The sequence below is a fragment of the Desulfomicrobium baculatum DSM 4028 genome, from assembly GCF_000023225.1.
Classification (GTDB): Bacteria; Desulfobacterota; Desulfovibrionia; order Desulfovibrionales; family Desulfomicrobiaceae; genus Desulfomicrobium; species Desulfomicrobium baculatum.
Genome location: NC_013173.1, coordinates 2,662,455 through 2,680,698, shown reverse-complemented (window position 1 = coordinate 2,680,698; position 18,244 = coordinate 2,662,455). Strand labels below are relative to the sequence as shown.

The window sequence follows — 18,244 nt, the reverse complement described above, 5'->3', positions numbered from 1 at the left end:
CAGATTCGAAATGTTTTTTCGAGCCTTAAATCACGGCCAGTTGCATTTTTCCCCATACTCCGATCTTGCCTTCGCACTGCGTGAAGACGCCGTCGAGGCCAAGGGGCTCCCATTTTTGCGCCTGGGCCAGGACAGCATCCATGGCATGGGCTCCGGTCAGGGCATTGGCCAGGGCCGTGGCCGCTGCGTCGGCCAGGGCCGCGTCTTTTGATCTGACCACGACCAGGTCGGCCTTACCAAAACTGAGCGAATGTCCGATCGTGGCCGAGGATGCGCAGAATGAGCAGGGAAAGTCCCCGGCCGCCACCGGCACACAAAGGCGTACGGCCTGGTCCGGCATGTTCAGGATGCCGATGTGCCTGTCCCGGGTGGAGAAAAGGTAGGTGTCTCCACCGTTTTCGATCATAAGGTCCGGCGAGCGCTCATGGAAGTGCTCGGCCAGCAGCTGGGACAGGGTGCCGGCCACGGCGGCCATGGGTCCGACGCCGGTCATGGTTCCGGCCCGGCACATGCGGCGAATGATTTCCGGAGCGCCCGGGCCGGCTTCAAGAGGCTCAAGCGAGGTCAAGAATTCGGGGTGCACTGCCGCGTAGGTCTTGATCTGCCCGCGTAGAAGCCGGACCTGGTCGGCCATGGGGGCGCCAAGGTCTTCCTGCGCCGCGACCCACAGGTCTGTTTCCTCGATGACGAGTTGGAAGGAAACGAGGTCGAAGTGCCGAGATGCGCGGTATGTGCGGAACGGGGACAGGTGGGCGGACCTGGTCATGCCGACGGGTTCTCGCTGCATGCGGATATCAGGCTTTCGGTCTGTTCTTTGGACATGGGCCGGCCGAGGAGAAATCCCTGGGCCAGGTCGCACCCGAGCTCCTGCAAGGTTTCAAGCTGCTGCCGGGTTTCCACGCCCTCGGCCACGATGCGCAGGTCCAGGATTTTTCCCAGCCCGATGATGGCCTTGATGATTTCAAGGTTGTTGGGGTTTTCGAGCATGGTCTGCACGAAAGAGCGGTCGATCTTGAGGATGTCGATGGGCAGGCGCTGCAGGTAGGACAGGGACGAATACCCGGTGCCGAAATCGTCCATGGCGATCTGGAAGCCCATTTTCTGCAGTCGCTCCAGCCTGGATGTGGCTTGCTCGGGATTGTCCATGACCGCGGTTTCGGTGATCTCGAGTTTGAGGTGCCGCGCGTCGAGGCCGGTTTCATGCAGCAACTCCGTCAGCACGGGGACGAGCGAGGCCTGCAGCAGATCTTTGGGCGAAAGGTTCAGGGACAGGCTGATGTCAAGTCCGGGGAATTGCGATTGCCATCCGGCCAGAACCCGGCATCCGCGGCGCATGACCCATTTGCCGATCTCGGTGACCAGCCCGGTTTCCTCGGCCACGGGGATGAATTCTCCGGGAGGGAGGTGGCCGCGCTGAGGGTGGTTCCAGCGGATGAGCGCCTCAAATCCCCGGAGCTTCTGTCCGCTTAAGGCATAGATGGGCTGAAAAAAGAGTTCGAATTCGTCTTCGACCAGGGCCTGGCGCAGGTCGTTTTCAAGCTGCACGGTCTGCACGACCTGTTCGTACATGCTTTTGCTGAAGACCTTGAACTGGTTTTTGCCCAGCTCCTTGGAGCGGTACATGCTGATGTCGGCGTCTCGCAACAGGTCGTTGGGCGAGGTGTAGCGCGCGGTCTGCAGCACCACGCCGACAGACGCGCTGACCAGCACGTCCCGGTCCTGAATCTTGAGAGGCTGGCGGATGGTGTCCAGAAGCCGGCGGGTGATGCCGATGGCTTCATGATTGTTCTGGAAGTCTTCGAGCAGTACGGCGAATTCGTCTCCGCCCATGCGGGCCACCGTGTCCATGGTTCGCAGGCAATGGGTCAGGCGCGCGGCCACTTCCTGCAGCAGGTGATCCCCGGCCTGATGGCCGAGGGTGTCGTTGACCCGCTTGAAGCTGTCCAGGTCGATCATGAGCACGGCGAAACGGTATTCGCCGTTGCGCTGCTGCCGGGTCATGGCCCGGTTCAGCCGATCCATGAACAGCACTCTGTTGGGCAGCCCCGTCAGGTTGTCGCGCAGGGCCTGCCTGGTCAGCTGCGCTTCGTAATTCTTGCGCTCGGAAATGTCGCTGAAGATGAAGAATGCCCCGGAGATCGTGCCGTCCAGCACATAGGGATAGCCGAGCATGGAGACGGGAATGATTCGTCCGTCCTTGGTCCTGCGCTGGGTTTCCGTGCTGACCGAGGTCCCGCTCAGCACCGTGGAGACGAAGGCGTAGCTTTCGTCGAGGCTGTCCGGGTGCAACAGCATCTCAAAAAGGGCATGGAGGTCGCTTCTGGCGTATCCGAAAAGGCTGGTGAAGCTCGGGTTGATGTCCATGGGCGCCCCGTCCTTGCCCAGCAGCAGGATGCCTTGCGGGGAATTGTCGAAGAGCTGCTGGAAAAGGCCTTTCTGGATGGCGAGCCTGCGTTCGGCCTTCTTGCGTTTGGACACATCGCGCACGGAGCCTTCGAGGTGGCTGATGGAACCGTCGGATCGCTTTACGGTGCGCATGTTGATCGAGATCCAGGTTTTCTTTCCGCCTGCCATGAACGCGTCGAGTTCGAAGTTCTGAGCGGTGCCGAGCTTCAGGGCCTGACTCAATAACCGGACCCGGTCGGACGAGGAGATGGCGCGTTGCAGGAATCCCTTGGCCCCGGCCATCAGACTGTCCAAACTGTCGTACCCGAAAATGCTGGCCATGGCCGGGTTGGCGCTCAAGAGATCGTGATCGAGCGAGATCTGGAAGATGCCTTCGGTCGCGTTTTCGAAGATGGCGCGGTGCTTTTTCTCGCTTTGGCTCAGCGCTTTTTCCGTGGCGTTGCGTGAAATGGCCAGCGCCAGATGGTCTGCCACCGAAGCCAACACGTGTGTGTCCTTTTCGCAGACAAAGTGATTGTTCTCGGGCAGGGCGATGACCACGGATCCCAGCAGTTGTTCCCCGTAGCGCAGGGGAGAGGCAAACCACAACGCGGGCTGCGCCTTGTCGTTGTCCAGGCCCTCCGGCCTGGTGTCCGTGATTTGTGGGGACAAGGACACCCATGCCTCGGCGGAGAGCATGGAAATATGCTTCAAGGTCTCGTGTCTGGCCAGTTCTTGCCTGCTGAAAAATGGGAAGGTGAGGTTTGAGCCTTCTTCGCCAAGCAGAGAGACGAACATGATCTGGACGTCAAGGTGTTCGGCCAGGATGTCGAAGACTTTGGCGAGCAGATCCCTGTCCGCGAGGGGGGTGCTGGCCGCGGTGGAGACCAGATAGAGGACCCGGGTGCCGATCTCGACGCGCTTCTTGTCGGTGATGTCCCGGATGGTCTGGATGGCTCCGGCGATGTTGCCGTCCTTGTCGTACAGCGCGGAGGCCTTGGCCCAGACGTAGGCTCCCCGCCCGCCGCTAAGGAGCGGAACAAAAATCTCCGTGGCCAGTCCTTCGAGGTTGCTCTGGGTGGGCTCGTACATGGGATAGTCGTGGCTTGGGTCCTTGCCGATGAAATCCAGGAGAATAGGACGCGGATGTCCGTAAAAGGGCGTGCCGTACTCATAGCCCGATTTGCCGAGGATTTCCTCTTTGGGAACTCCGGTCATGCCTTCCATGGCTCTGTTCCAGGCAATGACCCGGTGTTCGTTGTCGACCACCAACGTGGCGTCGGGCAGAAATTCGATGATGTGATCCAGGTGTTGCTGCACTCCAAGGAGAGCCTCCTCGGCCATGGCGCGGTCGGAAATGTCCCGGATCAGGACCAGAATCAGGTTGTCCTCGAGGTTGGCGAAGCGGGCTTCGTAGTGCCGGGTCCGGTCTGTGGAGTGGATGGAGTACTCGGCCTGGAAGAATGATGTTTCGGTCAACATGCGCATGGCCAGGGAGAAAGCCTGGGGCTCGGCGATATCCGGGATTTCGCGCAGGTTCTTCTTTAAAAGGCTGAGGGGTTCAACCCCGAAGAGGGCTTGCAGACCGCCACGGCAATCCGTGATCAGGCCGTCGCGGGTGATCCAGAGAAATACGTCCGGCAGGGCCATGAATACGGCGCGCATGACTTCGTTGCGACGCACAAGCTCGGCGGAGCTGATTTCCAGAGCCCTTTCCAGGACCTCCTTTTCTTCATCGAATTGGCGGTAGGCGTCATCGACGAGGTTCATGAAAGGTCCGAAGTCGGAGGGTAGCTCGCCAGGAGTGATCCGGGCCCGCTTGAGCTGGCGTTGCAAGAGGCGGTGCATGCTCATTTCCGTTCCTTCAGCACGGTGCCCATCATGGTCTGATTGTGCAGGCCGCAGGCCTTGGCGGAGTCGATTTCCCATTCTCCTGTGGAGTTACTATGCATCTGGCTGATAATCATTGTATTTTGGGATGAGGATCCTAGTCCTGCCACCGCACGCGGATGCTTCGGATGCTTTCAATGTTGGCAAAAAATGCCTCGACGACTTCGGGATCGAAATGACTGCCCGAGCTTTCGCGGATGATGGCCAGGCATTTTTCTTCCGGGAAGGCTTCCTTGTACGGTCTTTCGCTGGACAGAGCGTCATAGGTGTCGACCACCGCGACAATGCGTGCCGCAAGCGGGATATCTTCTCCGGCCAGGCCGAAGGGATAGCCGCTGCCGTCCCAACGTTCATGATGCAGGAGGGCCAGCATGCGGGCCAGGTCGAGCAACTCGTTTCCGCCCAGGTCCTTTCTGTCCCATTGCTCGCAGCTTGAATGCGCCTCTTCCTTGCTGGTCAGCGGTCCCAGGATTTCGCAGCCGAACATGCAGTGCTGCTGCATGATTTTCCACTCCGCAGGGTCGAGCTTGCCGGGTTTTAACAGCACTTCGTCGGGGATGCCGATCTTGCCGATGTCGTGCAGCGGGGCGCAGTCGCGCAGGTTGGCGCAGTCGGCTTCGTCCAGCCCGAGAGCCTGGGCCAGAACTGCCGCGATTTCTCCGACCCGGATGACATGGTGTCCGGTTTCGTTGTCCTTGTATTCGGCGGCGCGGCTCAGACGGTGCATGATCTGGCGGCGGGTGCGCTCCAGTTCGGCGGTGCGCTGCTGCACGAGCTGTTCAAGGTTGGTCTGATATTCCCGGTTTTCCCGGATCAGGCGGGCTTTCTCCATGACCTTGTCCAGCGTGTGAGCTAGGACGCTCAAATTGTGCAGAGGCTTGGTCAGAAAGTCCCAAGCGCCAATCCTCACGGCCTGCAGCGCGTCGTCGACCACCCCCACGCCCGAAAGCACGATGATGGGCAATTCCGGCGCTTCGAGCCGGGCCTGCTGCAGGAAACCGTAGCCGTCCAGCACCGGCATGTTCAGATCGACGATGACGGCCGCAAGATCGGGCAAAACCTTGTGCATGGCATCAAGGCCTTCTCTCCCATTGCCCGCGTCGAGAGTGTCGTATCCAAGGTCTTCAAGATAGGCGCACAGTGAGCGGCGCAGCCCGTCTTCGTCGTCGATAACCAGTATATTCATGGGTTTTCCCGCTTTGTCGGTCTGCACATGCTGTCTGACATGCCCGTCGTGATATGTTGAAATCCCGTCATCCGTCTAGGCATGGGCTTCATGTTTTACGGATTCCGTTGTTCCGGGCAGTTCGATGCTGAAAACTGTCCCGCCCTCGGCAGGGGCGGTGACGTACATGGCTCCGCCGTGTCCCTTGGTGATGATGAAGTAGGATACGGACAGCCCAAGGCCGGTGCCCGCCCCGGCGGTCTTGGTGGTGAAGAAGGGTTCGAAGATGCGTTTGCGGTTCTCCGCCGAGATGCCGGGTCCGTTGTCCCTGATGTCGATGCGCAGCCCCGTTTCCATCTTTCTGATCCGGATGCCGATGCAGGGATCGGGAAGGGGCGGTTCGGCTTCAGCCATGGCCTGGGCCGCGTTGCGCAGCAGGTTGAGAAGGACCTGCTCGATTTCCGTTTCCGTGCACAGCAGACAGGGCAGGTTGTCCTCTACGTCCTTCTCGATTCTGATGGATTTGAAATCGTAGTTTTTCTTGAGGTCGTAGTCGCTGGAGGCGAGGCGCAGGGAGTTTTCAAGGATGACCCTTATGTCGCAGACCGAGTGCCTCGACTCGCTGCGCCTGCTGAAATCGAGCATGTGGCGGATGATCTCCGCCGCCCGGACCGCTGCGCCCTGGATATCGCGAATGAAGACATCGACTTTGCGCTCTTTGAGGTAGCGGTCCACCTGGCCCAGATCCGCGCCGACCTTCGCGGCCGCTTCAATGTTCTTGGGGAAGTCGGCTCTGGTGCGCAGGGTGATGGTCTGGGCCGCCTGCAGCACGATGCCGAGCGGATTGTTGATCTCGTGGGCGATGCCGGCGGCGATGCCCCCGAGGGAGAGCATTTTTTCGGACTGGATCATGCTGTCCTGCAAGGCCCGAAGATGCGTTATGTCGCGGGTGATGGCCAGAATGCAGGGCGTATCGTCGATGTTCATCAGCCTGGCCGAGGTCGAGCACTGCAGGGTGTGTCCGTCACGGTGGCGCATTTCGAATTCAAAGTTGTCGACCTGTCCGTCGCGCAGCAGGGCCTGCACGAACGCGGTCCTTCTTTCGGGCGCGGCAAAGATGGTCAGATCCAGCGTGCTTTTACCCAGCGCTTCGTCCCGGGAGTAGCCGGTGGTGCGCGAGAAGGTTTCGTTGACCTCCAGAAGGACACCGTCTTCCTGCCTAGCCAGGGTGATGATGTCCGGAGAGAGTTGGAAAAGACGGGCGAACATCTCCTTGGAACGGCGCAGTTCTTCCTGGGCCTGTTTGAGTTCGGTGATGTCCACGGTCATGGACAGGATGCAGGCCTCGCCGTCAAGGGTGATGAGCCCGCCCGAATACAGGATGTGTCCGGTCGTGCCGTCGGGCCTTTGCACCTGGGTTTCCATGTTGTGGATGTTGCGGCTGGCCTTGAGGCGCAGTAATATTTCCTGCTGGTGCGCTTGGCCGAAGGTTCCGACGTCTTTGGGAGAAAGCGTGAGAAGATTCTCGCGGCTGATGTTCATCCGGTCCAGAAAGGCAGTGTTGGCGTCCATGTACTTGCCGTCCGAAAGGCGGGTGATGACCATGGAGTAAGGCGCGTTTTCAAAAATCGTGCGGAACCGCTTCTCGCTTTCCATGATCTCCTGCTGTTTTTTCTTGAGCATGGAGATGTCGCGGCCTTCAACGATGAAGTTGACGACCTGACCTGTTTCATTGCGGAACGGAGACATCGTGAAATCGAAGAACGATTCCCTGCCTTCGGAATCGGCGTGCACGATCTCGCGCCGAACGGTTTTGCCCTCTCTGACCTGATCGATGAGTTGCAGCAAAAGAAACTCGGCTTTGGTTTTGTCCGGCCACCAGGGTCCGTCCCAGAATGGTTTCCCCAGGACTTCCTCCGGCTTTGCTTTGATCCATTCCATGCTCGTGCGGTTGGCGACGAGGAGATTCCCCTGCAGGTCGAGCAGGCCGATGAATTGCGTGGTCTGTTCGAGCAGCGCCTTGTTGAGGGTCTGGGTGCGCTGCATTTCGAGCTGATCTTGCCTGCTTTTCTGAATGTCCAGATTGAGGCCGATGATGCGCGTCGGCCGGCCTTCGTCGTCCCAGGAAACGGCGCGGCCTTTGCCCATGATCCAGCGCCAGGAACCGTCCTTGGCGCGTAGGCGGTACTGGGCTTCATACATGCCCTTGCCGCCTTCGCTGATGTAGGCGGAAAAGCTGGCCAGCGCTTTTTCCCGCTCCTCGGGATGGATCAGGGCGGTCCAGTCCTCCACGCCGCCCGTAACGGCCTGGGGAGTGTATCCAAGCATGGCGTACCATTCCGGGCTGTGCACTTCCCGGCCTTCTGCCGGGTAGTGTTCCCAGAATCCGGCCTGGGTGGTTTCCAGGGCCAGGCGGAAGCGGTCGACCTGTTCCGTCAGAGCGGACTCGGTGCGTTTGAGATCGTTGATCTTTTTGCGCAGCGTGCGGCTCAGAGCCCAGGCGATTCCGGCCAGGACAAGGAAGACGACGGCCGTCAAAAGCGCCGCGAGCCTCAAGGCCTCAAGGGTATGCTTGCCCAGAAAAGAGGTCGGTAAGTGAATCCAGCGATCAGTGATATTATTTATGCTAGGCTCGGGGATGGACGTCAGTGCCTTGGCCACGGCGCTGGCCAGAAGCGGATAATGCTTGCTGACGCCGATGGACAGGTCCTGGGTCACGTCCAGATCTCCGGCGACGCGCAGGTTGGGCAGCTTTTCCTGCCCGATGTGCCATGCGGCCACGGCCAGGCTCTCCACAAAGGCGTCGACCACTCCGAAGGAGACGTCGCGCAGCCCTTCGCGAATGGTCTCCAATTCCACCACGGTGAACCGGCCTTGGCCGGCCTTCTTGACCAGCGTCGCCGAGGCGTAGCCGCGAACCACTGCCACGCGCATCCCGGCGAGATCGTCCAGGGACAGAGGGCCTTTCATATGGCGGGAGGTGACGATGACGAGGGGAATGCGGACAAAGGGCTGGGTGAAAAGCGTGTATTCGGAGCGTTCCGCGTTGTTGACGATGGCCGGGGCAAGCGCCGTGGTTCCGTCTTGCAGGCCTTCAAGGGCCTGGGTCCAGGGTATGCCCTGCTTACGGAAGGTGATGCCGAGGCGCTCTTCGATCCGGGCGACGAGGTCCGCGCTCAGACCGGTGAACGAGCCGTCTGGTTTTTCGAATTCGATGGGGGGGAACGAGCGGTCGAAGGAAAGGGTCAGGGAATCCTTGTGCTCGGCCAGCCAGGCACGCTCCTCGGGACTGAGGTCCAGCGGAGGGTTTGCCAGACATTGGCTGCCGACGGTCAGCAGCAGGAGCAGGGCAAGGATGAAGCGCATGGGCCATTCCGGGGATGAAGATGCAGACCGCATGACTCGGCCATGGTTACTCCTGATACGTCAATCATCCAGCAAGCAGGAAAACGGATGTTTCCCCCCCTTCGTGCGCACACTGCGCTGGGCGTCAGATCGGTGAGCACGTCTGACGCGTCGCTGTTCGGGCGATGCCTGGCTGGCTGGATCCAGATTTTGTATGACATTTTCTGCCTTCGCTATCAGGAGCAGTCAAGCATTTAATGTTGTTGAAGATATGAGATGGATGCGGATCAGGCCCGCTTGCCTCCGTGTGGATAGGCCGCAAGGGGCCAAAGCGTCGGCCCGGTCCATTCGGGGTAGGGCCCCTCGTCGTGCAGGCGTGCCCCTTCCCGGGCCAGCCCCAGCTCGTGCATGCGTTTCTCTGTCGGAACGCCGGTTTGCGTGTCCTGTCCTTGCAGGGTGTAGTAGCGGCCAAGAAGATCCCGGTGCCTGGCCCGCTCCCTTTCCATTTCTTCCGGGCTGTGGTGGTCCGGGTTCAGGGGAATGGAGTCGTGGGCGCTGGTGATGCCCTGGCGGGCGTTGAAGGCTTTTTCCAGCGTGTAGATGCGGTCCGCCGCTTCGACAAGGCTCGCTTCGGTGAAGACTTCCCCTGTGGCCGCGTTCAGCAGCCGGGCCAGGCCTTCGAAAAGGGGATATTTCCAGGCCAGGGGCAGGGCGTTGGCCCATGAATTGACCGCCCCCTTGCAGCGTCCCACCGAGTCGGCCAGAGTGCAGACCCGCTCCGAGAGGATTATGGCTTGCACCGGGTCGTCCATATCAGCGTGCAAGGCGCCGGAGGCCTGAAGCTTCGGGTACAGTTCCGGATCGTTCTCGCCGTAGGCCCAGCTGCGGCCGCGCAGATGGTCCGCCCCGCGCGTCGAGGTCGCGTGGGCCAGGGCGAAGAGTCCGGCCGGGTAAGGCCCGCGACTTAAGCCCTTGACGTGGTAGCAATACTGCATGGCCTTGGGTCCGAGAATTTTGGCCATGGAGAGCATGCCCTCGGCCAGGATATTGCCGAAACCCTCGCGCAGGGCCGTCAGGTGGACCAGTTCGACCTGATCCTCGATATTTTCCCACGACAGGTCGAGGCCGCCGGTCTGTTCACGGGTCAGGATGCCGCGCGCGAAGAGGTCCTTGGCCAGGGCCATGGTGTTCCCCAGCGGGATGACGTCGAGACCGTAGATGTCGCCAAGGTTGCTCATCTCCATGATGGCCACGGGATCACAGACTCCGCAGTTGGTGCCCATGCAGAAGATGGACTCGTATTCAAGCGCCTCGCCGTGCTCGCCCTTGCGCGGGCCATCCGGGATTTCGTACACGTTCTTGCAGCGTACGGAGCAGTTTCCGCAGCCCGTGCGGCCGATCTCGTATTTTTTCCAGGCCTCGGGCCGCAGTTCGGGAGGCACCTCGCCCGGTTCCAGGTATTTTGCGTAATTGCGAAAGCCGGGCCGCCAGTCGCTCATTCCGTGGTGGGAGCCGTACCTGCTGGCCACATTCTGTTGAAATTCGTCCTTGGCGAAGAATTCCCGGTCCAGTCCGGCCAATTCCTTGAATGTGGCGGGGTCGGCCAGGCTCACGGCATGGTTGCCGACGACCACGATGGCTTTCAGGTTCTTGGATCCCAGCACTGCGCCGCTGCCGCGTGCGGCCGAGGCGTATTTGTCGACAATGGTCGAGGCTAAGCGGACCAGATTTTCGCCCGCCTGGCCGATGCAGGCCACGGACGCTTTTTGGCCGTGTTTGGCCAGGAGCAGATCGGTCGTTTCCCATGCGCCCTTGCCCCACAGGCCGGTTGCGTCATGCAGTTCAGCCGTTTCCGGAGTGACCAGCAGATAGCATGGTCTGGGGGCGCGGCCGGTGATGATGATCTGGTCGGCGCGGGCCCGTTTCATGATTGTCGCAAAGCGTTCCCCGGCGTTGCCGTCGCCGAGGATGCCCGAGTAGGGGGAGAGGGTCGAAACCTCCATGCGGCTGGTCATGCCCAGTATCGTGCCGGACAGGGGGCCGGGGGCGATGCAGTAGACATTGTCCGGACTTAAAGGATCAAGCCCCGGCGCGATGCGGTCGAAAAGGACTTTCGAGTTGAGGCCGCGTCCGCCCAGAAAGGCCAGCGCCAGATCGCGGGACAATTCCCGGCCATGGACCAAGCCTGCCGTCAGGTCGATGTCGATGATGCGTCCGGTCCAGGCGTGCATGGCGACCTCCTGCAAAAAGAATTTGACGGCATACTATTTCTTTCGGATGAATAATGCAAAGAATGGGACTCATGGGACATATGGGGCCAACGATTTTTTTTACAAACCCTGCCACAATATCTTGCCGCCGATGCCCATGAGCACAAGCCCTCCGAGCACTTCGGCGTAGTATCCGAGGCGGGTCTGGCAGCCCAGGAATTTGCCCAGATGCATGCCTGCGGCCGTGAAGAGCAGGGCAACCACTCCGATGATCGCGGCCGGGAACCAGATCGACAGTCCCAGCATGGCCAGGGTGAAGCCCACGGCCAGGGCATCGATGCTGGTGGCCACGGAGAGCATGATCAGTCTTGAGCCTAGGGTCGGGTCCTGGCAGACATCATCCTCGTCATGGTGCAGCCCTTCCCAGAGCATGTGTCCTCCGATATAGAGGAGCAGGGCGAAAGCGATCCAGTGGCCGAAACGCAGGAAATAGTCGCGCACGAGGAAGCCCCCGAACCAGCCGATGATCGGCATCGCGGCCTGGAAAAGGCCGAAATGCCAGGCCAGGCGGAAGGTCTGCCGGTTGGTCACGATCCTCAGCGCCGCGCCGGAGGCGATGGCCACGGCAAAGGCGTCCATGGCCAGGGCGACAGCCACGGCCAGAATTTCAACAAAAGGCATTGCGCTCTCCTGCGGGTGAAGTGGCACAAGGCAGATAGCCCAGGGCGGCTCTCAAGGCAAAGGTGAATTTGGGACGATCCAGAAGCCTGAATCCCCTCATGCCTCGGCGGCCACAAGTTTTATTGACGGGCTGCCCCCTGCTGTTTAGAGGGGTGCGCTGGTCCGGATTGTAGCCGGGTCTGCATTTTACAGGTAAGATGGTGGAGGATTTTGATGCGATCTCGGAATCTCGAAAAATGGACCGTGGAACGTTCTGTGGAACTCTACGGCGTGGACAATTGGGGCGGGGGATATTTTAAGATCACCCCCGATGGCAAGCTCGGCATCACGCCCTTTCCGGGCAAGGGTGTCTGCGTGCCCATTCCTTCCATTATAAGCGGCCTGCAGGAACGCGGCCTGGGGCTGCCGGTGCTGCTTCGGATCGAGAATCTGCTCGATGCGCAAATTTCTCTGCTCCATGATTCTTTTGCGTCGGCCATCAAGGCTCTGCAATACAGTGGCGAATTTCGCGGCGTGTATCCCGTCAAAGTCAATCAGCAGCAGCAGGTTCTGGAAGAGATCTCCAAAGTCGGCGACCGTTACAACCACGGTTACGAGGTCGGCAGCAAGGCCGAACTGATCGCGGCCCTGTCGTTCCTGAAGAATCCCAAGGCCTGTCTGGTCTGCAACGGCTACAAGGATCGGGACTATATCGATCTGGCCCTCTACGCCTGCAAGATGGGTTTTTTGTGTTTTCTGGTCCTTGAAATGCCGAGCGAACTGCCGCTGATTCTGGACCGGGCCAAGGCGCTGGGCATCAAGCCGCGCATCGGCGTGCGTATCAAGGTCTCCACTCAGGCGGGCGGGCATTGGGCCGAATCGGCCGGGGACCTGTCCATTTTCGGCCTGTCCACGGCCGAGGTGGTGGACGTGCTCGACCTGCTGCGCGGCCAGTCCATGCTCGATTGCGTGCAGCTCCTGCATTTCCATCTTGGTTCGCAGATACCCAACATCCGCGACATCCGCACCGCCGTGCACGAAGCTACGCGCATGTACGCGGAGCTGGCCAAGGAAGGCTGCGCCATGGGCTTTCTGGATCTGGGCGGCGGTCTGGCCGTGGACTACGACGGCTCCCATACCAATTACGCCAGCAGCCGCAACTATTCCCTGGAGGAATACTGCACGGATATCGTCGAGTCGGTCATGGCCACGGTGGACGAGCACGATCTGCCCCACCCGCACATCATCACCGAATCCGGCCGGGCCACGGTGGCCTATTATTCGGTGCTGCTTTTCAATGTCCTCGATGTCAGCCGCCTGGAAAACCGCACCGTACCGCAGACCCTGGACGAGGAAGACCCCGAGGCCATCCACAACCTGCTGGAAGTGTACAATTCGCTCTCGCTTAAAAATCTGCAGGAATGCTACAACGACGCCATCTATTACCGCGACCAGATGCGTCAGCTCTTCCGCCTGGGCCAGTGCAGCCTGCGTCAGCGCGCCATGAGCGACACCATCTTTTGGGCCGTGATCCGCAATATCGCCGAGAAGTTGCCCGAGATGAAGAACCCGCCCTCGGCTCTGAAGGACGTGGATTTGGCCCTGGCCAGCATCTACTATTGCAACATGAGCGTGTTCCAGTCCCTGCCCGACGCCTGGGCCATCGGCCATCTCTTTCCGATCATGCCCGTGCACCGCTTGGACGAATGCCCCGAAGAACAGGCCATCCTGGCCGACATCACCTGCGACAGCGACGGCAAGCTGGACAGCTTCATCGACATCCACGGCGTCAAGCGCGTGCTGGAGCTGCACTCGGTCAAGCCCTGCGAGCCGTACTACCTGGGCGCGTTTCTGGTCGGGGCCTACCAGGAGACACTGGGCGACCTGCACAACCTTTTCGGCGACACCAACGTGGTCAGCGTGCGCATCAACGAGGATGGCACCTATGATTTCATCCGCGAACTGGAAGGCGACAGCGTGGCCGACGTGCTGTCCTACGTCGAATTCGAGCCCAAGCAGGTCCTGGAGAATTTCCGCAAGGTGGCGGAACAGGGCGTACGTACAGGCAAGATCAGCCCCCAGGAGCGCTTCATGATCATGCGCGCCTATGAGCGGGGCATGCGCGGATACACCTATCTGAATGTGGGCCGGGACTGCGATAATCCCGATGCCTGCGCGACCGGATTGACGAGCGGATTGTAATCTTAAAAAAAGTCTTTTTTAAGGAGGAGTGCCATGTCCAAAGTGCTCATTATCGGCGCCGGCGGCGTCGGCCATGTGGTGGCCCACAAGTGCGCCCAGGTTCCCGAGGTCTTCAGCGAGATCATGCTGGCCAGCCGAACCAAGTCCAAGTGCGACGCCATCGCCGCGTCCGTGAAGGAACGCACCGGTCGTACCATCCAGACGGCCGCCCTGGATGCCGACAACGTGGCCGAGACCGTGGCTCTCATCAAGAAGTTTAGCCCCAAGCTGGTGCTGAACGTGGCCCTGCCCTACCAGGATCTGGCCCTCATGGACGCCTGCCTCGAAACCGGCGTGGACTACCTCGACACGGCCAACTACGAACCCCTCGATGAGGCCAAGTTCGAGTACAAGTGGCAGTGGGCCTATCAGGACCGCTTCAAGGAGAAGGGCCTCATGGCGCTCCTGGGTTCGGGCTTCGATCCCGGCGTGACCAACGTGTATTGCGCCTACGCCCAGAAGCATCTGTTCGATGAAATCCACGAGCTGGACATCATCGACTGTAACGCGGGCGACCACGGCCAGCCCTTCGCCACCAATTTCAATCCCGAGATCAACATCCGCGAGATCACCCAGCGCGGCCGCTACTGGGAGCGGGGCGAGTGGGTCGAGACCGATCCATTGTCCTGGCGCATGAGCTATGACTTCCCCGAGGGCATCGGCTCCAAGGACTGCTACCTCATGTACCACGAGGAGCTCGAATCCCTGGTGCAGAACATCCGGGGCCTGAAGCGCGCCCGCTTCTGGATGACCTTCTCCCAGAACTACCTCAACCACCTGAAGGTGCTGGAAAACATCGGGATGACCTCCATCGAGCCCGTGGATTACAAGGGCCAGAAGATCGTGCCCCTGCAGTTCCTGAAGTCCGTGCTGCCCGAGCCCGGCTCCCTGGGGCCGCTGACCAAGGGCAAGACCTGCATCGGCTGCGTCATGAAGGGCGTCAAGGACGGCAAGGAGCGCAAGGCCTACATCTATAATATCTGCAGTCACGAGGAGGCCTACCGCGAGGTCGGCTCCCAGGCCATTTCCTACACCACGGGCGTACCGGCCATGATCGGGGCCATGATGATGCTGACTGGCAAATGGCGCGGCGAGGGCGTCTTCAACATGGAGCAGCTCGATCCGGATCCGTTCATGGAGAAACTCAATGTCCATGGTCTGCCCTGGGTAGTGGTTGATCTGTGATGGATGGACGCACCGCGTACCGGTTTGATCCCAGGCAAGTCGCCACACCGTCCTTCGTGATCGACCTGGGGCTGCTCCGGCGCAACCTGGACGTGCTGGCGGAGGTCAAGGAGCGCACCGGATGCAAGATTCTGCTGGCGCTGAAAGGTTTTGCCATGTGGAGCCTGTTTCCGGTGTTGCGCCAGGTGCTCGACGGGGTCTGCGCCAGTTCGCCGCATGAGGCGAGACTCGGGCGGGAAGAATTCAAGCGCGAGGTGCATGCCTTTGCGGCTGGATATTCCCAGGCCGACATCTTCGACCTGTGCACCACGGCCGACCATATCGTCTTCAATTCCTTCGGTCAGCTGGAGAAATTCCGGGGACTGATCGCAACCGAGGCGGGGCGTCTGGGGCGTGAGATAGAGCTTGGCGTGCGCATCAATCCTGAGCATTCCGAAGGGGCCGTGCCCATCTACGACCCGTGCTCGCCGGGGTCGCGTCTGGGCATCCGGCGCAAGGACTTCCGACCCGACCTGCTGGAAGGGGTGACGGGTCTGCACTGGCACAACCTGTGCGAGCAGAACTCCGATTGCCTGGAGCGCACTATCGCGGCGGCGGAAAAGGGCTTTGGCGAGTTCTTCTCGCGCATGCAGTACGTCAATTTCGGCGGCGGCCATCACATCACCCGCCCCGACTACGACGTGGACCTGTTGTGCCGACTCATTAGCGAGTTCAAGGCCCGTCACGGCGTGCAGGTCTACCTGGAGCCCGGCGAGGCCGTAGCCCTGAACACGGGCTATCTGGTCTCCACCGTCCTCGACGTGACGCAGGCCGACATGCCCATCGTCATCCTCGACACCTCTGTTCCGGCGCACATGCCCGACGTGCTCGAAATGCCGTACCGCCCGCACATAGTGGATTCGGGCCTTCCGGGCGAAAAATCCTGGACCTGCCGCCTGGGCGGCCAGTCCTGCCTGGCCGGAGACGTGGCCGGGGAATACTCCTTCGACAAGCCGCTGGTCCCCGGCGATCGCCTGGTTTTCACGGACATGGCCCACTACTCCATGGTCAAGACCAACACTTTCAACGGCATCCAGCTCCCAAGCATCGCCATCTTCGAACCCGAGGACGACTCCATGCGGGTGGTGCGCAAGTTCGGCTATGAGGACTTCAAGAATCGGTTGTCCTGAAAGTCTTTGGAAAACGATAAAAAAAGCGGGAGTCCGGATCATTCGGGCTCCCGCTTTTTGTTATGAACGATTTGAATTGTAACTGCTTAAGAAGTAAGGGACTGCGTTCAGTCTGGCAGATTTACTCAATGACTGAGTATTTTTACTCAATTCGTTGAGTGAAAATGACAAAGAATTTTTTTCATATTTTATATCAAGTTGTTGTAAGCCGATGTGTAGCCTTGGACAAGGTGCTGGCGCAGGACGTTCGTAGCTCAGCGCCGGAACTGCACCCCCGCTCGGACTTGATGCGGTAGCCGACCGAAATCACCACATCCAGATCATACATTGCGACAGGTCTGTCTGAATTTGCAGTATGCATTTTTTGCATATTGCTTTCTTCGTTTACCTCGCTCTCGGTCAAGGCATTGCGAATATGCCGTGAAATAACCGATTGATCACGCCCGAATAATTCGGCCATCTGCGCTTGGGAAAGCCATACGGTATCCCTCTCCAAGCGGACATCAATCCGGGCCTGACCGTCGGAGGATTGATAAATCTTGATTTTGCTCTGTTCCATTGCCACCTGTGAAATTTGGGTTCAGATTTTCAGCCTTAAGATTAAGCCATTTTCCGGGTGACGAATCCACCAGAATCGGTGAAAAACAGCATCGATTCAGTCCGGGTGGTCCTATATTTTGTTGCTACGATGGCCGCGTTGCTTCCCACAAGCTACATATCGGCACGGCATAAAGCTGACTCCCGAAGGGAACGACGGCCTCGCCGTCGTACATCACGATACCGGCGACAAACCGATTTTCCACGGCCTGCTGGAGTTTGCGTAGTCCTTTGAAATCATCGCCGGTCACGGTCGATGACGCCTTCACCTCGACCCCCGCGATCCTTCCACCGCATTCCAGCACGATATCCACTTCCGTCTTGTCCTTGTCACGGTAATGGCTGAAGGAGACCGCGTCATCCAGCCAGCCGGCCTGGCGCCTGAGTTCCTGATAGACGAAGGTTTCCAGCATCTGGCCGAACACGGCGCGATCGTTCCAGAGGGTGCCTGCGTCCAGGCCGAGCAGGGCGCAGGCTAGGCCCGTGTCTCCGAGGTGCAGCTTCGGGGTCTTGATGAGCCGGCTAAGACGGTTGCTGTGCCAGGGGGGTAGTTCCTCCAGCAGGAATATCCGTGAAAGTAAGGTCACATATTCGCGGATGGTGGGGCGGGTGACCTGGAAGGGCGCAGCCAGGTCGGACACGTTCAGCAGGCGGGCCGTTTGTCCGGCCGCCAGGGTCAGCAGGCGCGGGAGGGCGCCCATCTGGCTGATGCGGGCTAGATCGCGGATGTCCCGCTGGACCAGAGTTTCGGCGTAATCGCGGTACCAGACGGCTCTGCGTTTGGCAGAGGACCGCTTCAAGGCGGGCGGGTAGCCTCCGGCCGCCACACGTTCGGCCAGATCCCGGCCCAGGCGCTGGCCTGTGATGCCTGCCTTGAATCGTCCTTGTAGCAACGCGGGCAGGAACTCAGGGTTCTTCCCGGCGAGTTCCGCCTGGGCCAGCGGATGGAGTCTGAGTATCTCCATTCTCCCGGCCAGCGAATCCGCCAGGCGGGGAATGAGGAGCACGTTGGCCGAGCCGGTCAGGATAAAACGGCCGGGCTCCCGGCGGGCGTCCACGGCCGCTTTGAGCGCCGTGAACAGTTCCGGCACGCGCTGAATTTCGTCCAGGATCACCCGCGCCGGAAGATCGGCGACATAGCCCACTGGATCGGTCTGCGCGGCGGCGCGCTGCACATCGTCGTCAAAGCTGAGATAGGCGAAGTCAGCAGCCTCGCCCGCCTGACGGGCCAAGGTCGTCTTGCCGCACTGACGGGGGCCATGAATCAGCACGACCGGAGCATCGGCGAGCGCTTCCACCAGGCGGGGTCGGATGAAGCGCGGGTAGAGGTCTGTCGGTTCCATGGCGTCCATGTGTAGATTATCGTCCGTCCAATTGCAATTTATCGTTCGTCCAAT

General features: G+C 60.2%; 11 protein-coding genes. 3 read left to right on the top strand and 8 right to left on the bottom strand.

Annotation, left to right across the window (positions count from 1 at the left end; translation table 11 throughout):
- Nucleotides 1–25: 25 nt before the first annotated feature.
- The 6 genes from DBAC_RS11665 to DBAC_RS11640 form a co-directional block, all read right to left on the bottom strand.
- Entirely contained in the window at nt 26–787 is a 762-nt protein-coding gene (locus DBAC_RS11665; RefSeq protein WP_228644885.1) for a UPF0280 family protein, read from the bottom strand.
- Nucleotides 763–4,239 (bottom strand): bifunctional diguanylate cyclase/phosphodiesterase, encoded by a 3,477-nt coding sequence (locus tag DBAC_RS17980; RefSeq protein WP_015774497.1) that lies wholly within the window; start codon nt 4,237–4,239, stop codon nt 763–765. Before DBAC_RS17980 ends, DBAC_RS11665 begins: the two co-directional genes overlap by 25 nt.
- Before the next feature lie 133 nt (nt 4,240–4,372).
- Complete coding sequence (locus DBAC_RS11655; protein ID WP_015774495.1) at nt 4,373–5,461, bottom strand: HD-GYP domain-containing protein; 1,089 nt, start codon at nt 5,459–5,461, stop codon at nt 4,373–4,375.
- 75 nt (nt 5,462–5,536) lie between these two features.
- A complete protein-coding gene (locus tag DBAC_RS17975; RefSeq protein ID WP_015774494.1) occupies nt 5,537–8,806 on the bottom strand; it encodes a PAS domain S-box protein in 3,270 nt (1,089 codons plus the stop codon).
- Nucleotides 8,807–9,072: 266 nt separating this feature from the next.
- Nucleotides 9,073–11,016, bottom strand: a complete 1,944-nt coding sequence (locus tag DBAC_RS11645; RefSeq protein WP_015774493.1) for an aldehyde ferredoxin oxidoreductase family protein — start codon at nt 11,014–11,016, stop codon at nt 9,073–9,075.
- Nucleotides 11,017–11,115: 99 nt separating this feature from the next.
- Nucleotides 11,116–11,676, bottom strand: a complete 561-nt coding sequence (locus DBAC_RS11640) for a manganese efflux pump MntP (protein ID WP_015774492.1) — start codon at nt 11,674–11,676, stop codon at nt 11,116–11,118.
- Nucleotides 11,677–11,889: 213 nt separating this feature from the next.
- Between DBAC_RS11640 and speA the strand changes: the two genes are divergently transcribed.
- The 3 genes from speA to nspC are packed head-to-tail and all read left to right on the top strand — an operon-like array spanning nt 11,890 to nt 16,250.
- Nucleotides 11,890–13,857: a biosynthetic arginine decarboxylase gene (speA, locus tag DBAC_RS11635; RefSeq protein ID WP_015774491.1), complete on the top strand. Its 1,968-nt coding sequence runs from the start codon at nt 11,890–11,892 to the stop codon at nt 13,855–13,857.
- A 33-nt stretch (nt 13,858–13,890) separates the two neighbouring features.
- Nucleotides 13,891–15,081: a saccharopine dehydrogenase family protein gene (locus DBAC_RS11630; protein WP_015774490.1), complete on the top strand. Its 1,191-nt coding sequence runs from the start codon at nt 13,891–13,893 to the stop codon at nt 15,079–15,081.
- Nucleotides 15,081–16,250, top strand: coding sequence for a carboxynorspermidine decarboxylase (gene nspC, locus DBAC_RS11625; RefSeq protein ID WP_015774489.1), 1,170 nt, complete (start codon nt 15,081–15,083; stop codon nt 16,248–16,250). The genes DBAC_RS11630 and nspC overlap by 1 nt, the downstream gene beginning before the upstream one ends.
- Before the next feature lie 193 nt (nt 16,251–16,443).
- Here nspC and DBAC_RS11620 read toward each other — a convergent pair whose 3' ends face one another.
- Complete coding sequence (locus DBAC_RS11620) at nt 16,444–16,809, bottom strand: virulence RhuM family protein (RefSeq protein ID WP_015774488.1); 366 nt, start codon at nt 16,807–16,809, stop codon at nt 16,444–16,446.
- A gap of 124 nt (nt 16,810–16,933) precedes the next feature.
- Nucleotides 16,934–18,190 (bottom strand): ATP-binding protein, encoded by a 1,257-nt coding sequence (locus DBAC_RS11615; RefSeq protein ID WP_015774487.1) that lies wholly within the window; start codon nt 18,188–18,190, stop codon nt 16,934–16,936.
- Nucleotides 18,191–18,244 lie beyond the last annotated feature (54 nt).

What these genes read in the sequence shown, in the direction of transcription:
- DBAC_RS11665 (WP_228644885.1), bottom strand. Translation starts at nt 787, where the DNA reads ATGCAGCGAGAACCCGTCGGCATGACCAGGTCCGCCCACCTGTCCCCG.
- DBAC_RS17980 (WP_015774497.1), bottom strand. Translation starts at nt 4,239, where the DNA reads ATGAGCATGCACCGCCTCTTGCAACGCCAGCTCAAGCGGGCCCGGATC.
- DBAC_RS11655 (WP_015774495.1), bottom strand. Translation starts at nt 5,461, where the DNA reads ATGAATATACTGGTTATCGACGACGAAGACGGGCTGCGCCGCTCACTG.
- DBAC_RS17975 (WP_015774494.1), bottom strand. Translation starts at nt 8,806, where the DNA reads ATGCGCTTCATCCTTGCCCTGCTCCTGCTGCTGACCGTCGGCAGCCAA.
- DBAC_RS11645 (WP_015774493.1), bottom strand. Translation starts at nt 11,016, where the DNA reads ATGCACGCCTGGACCGGACGCATCATCGACATCGACCTGACGGCAGGC.
- DBAC_RS11640 (WP_015774492.1), bottom strand. Translation starts at nt 11,676, where the DNA reads ATGCCTTTTGTTGAAATTCTGGCCGTGGCTGTCGCCCTGGCCATGGAC.
- speA (WP_015774491.1), top strand. Translation starts at nt 11,890, where the DNA reads ATGCGATCTCGGAATCTCGAAAAATGGACCGTGGAACGTTCTGTGGAA.
- DBAC_RS11630 (WP_015774490.1), top strand. Translation starts at nt 13,891, where the DNA reads ATGTCCAAAGTGCTCATTATCGGCGCCGGCGGCGTCGGCCATGTGGTG.
- nspC (WP_015774489.1), top strand. Translation starts at nt 15,081, where the DNA reads ATGGATGGACGCACCGCGTACCGGTTTGATCCCAGGCAAGTCGCCACA.
- DBAC_RS11620 (WP_015774488.1), bottom strand. Translation starts at nt 16,809, where the DNA reads ATGGAACAGAGCAAAATCAAGATTTATCAATCCTCCGACGGTCAGGCC.
- DBAC_RS11615 (WP_015774487.1), bottom strand. Translation starts at nt 18,190, where the DNA reads ATGGAACCGACAGACCTCTACCCGCGCTTCATCCGACCCCGCCTGGTG.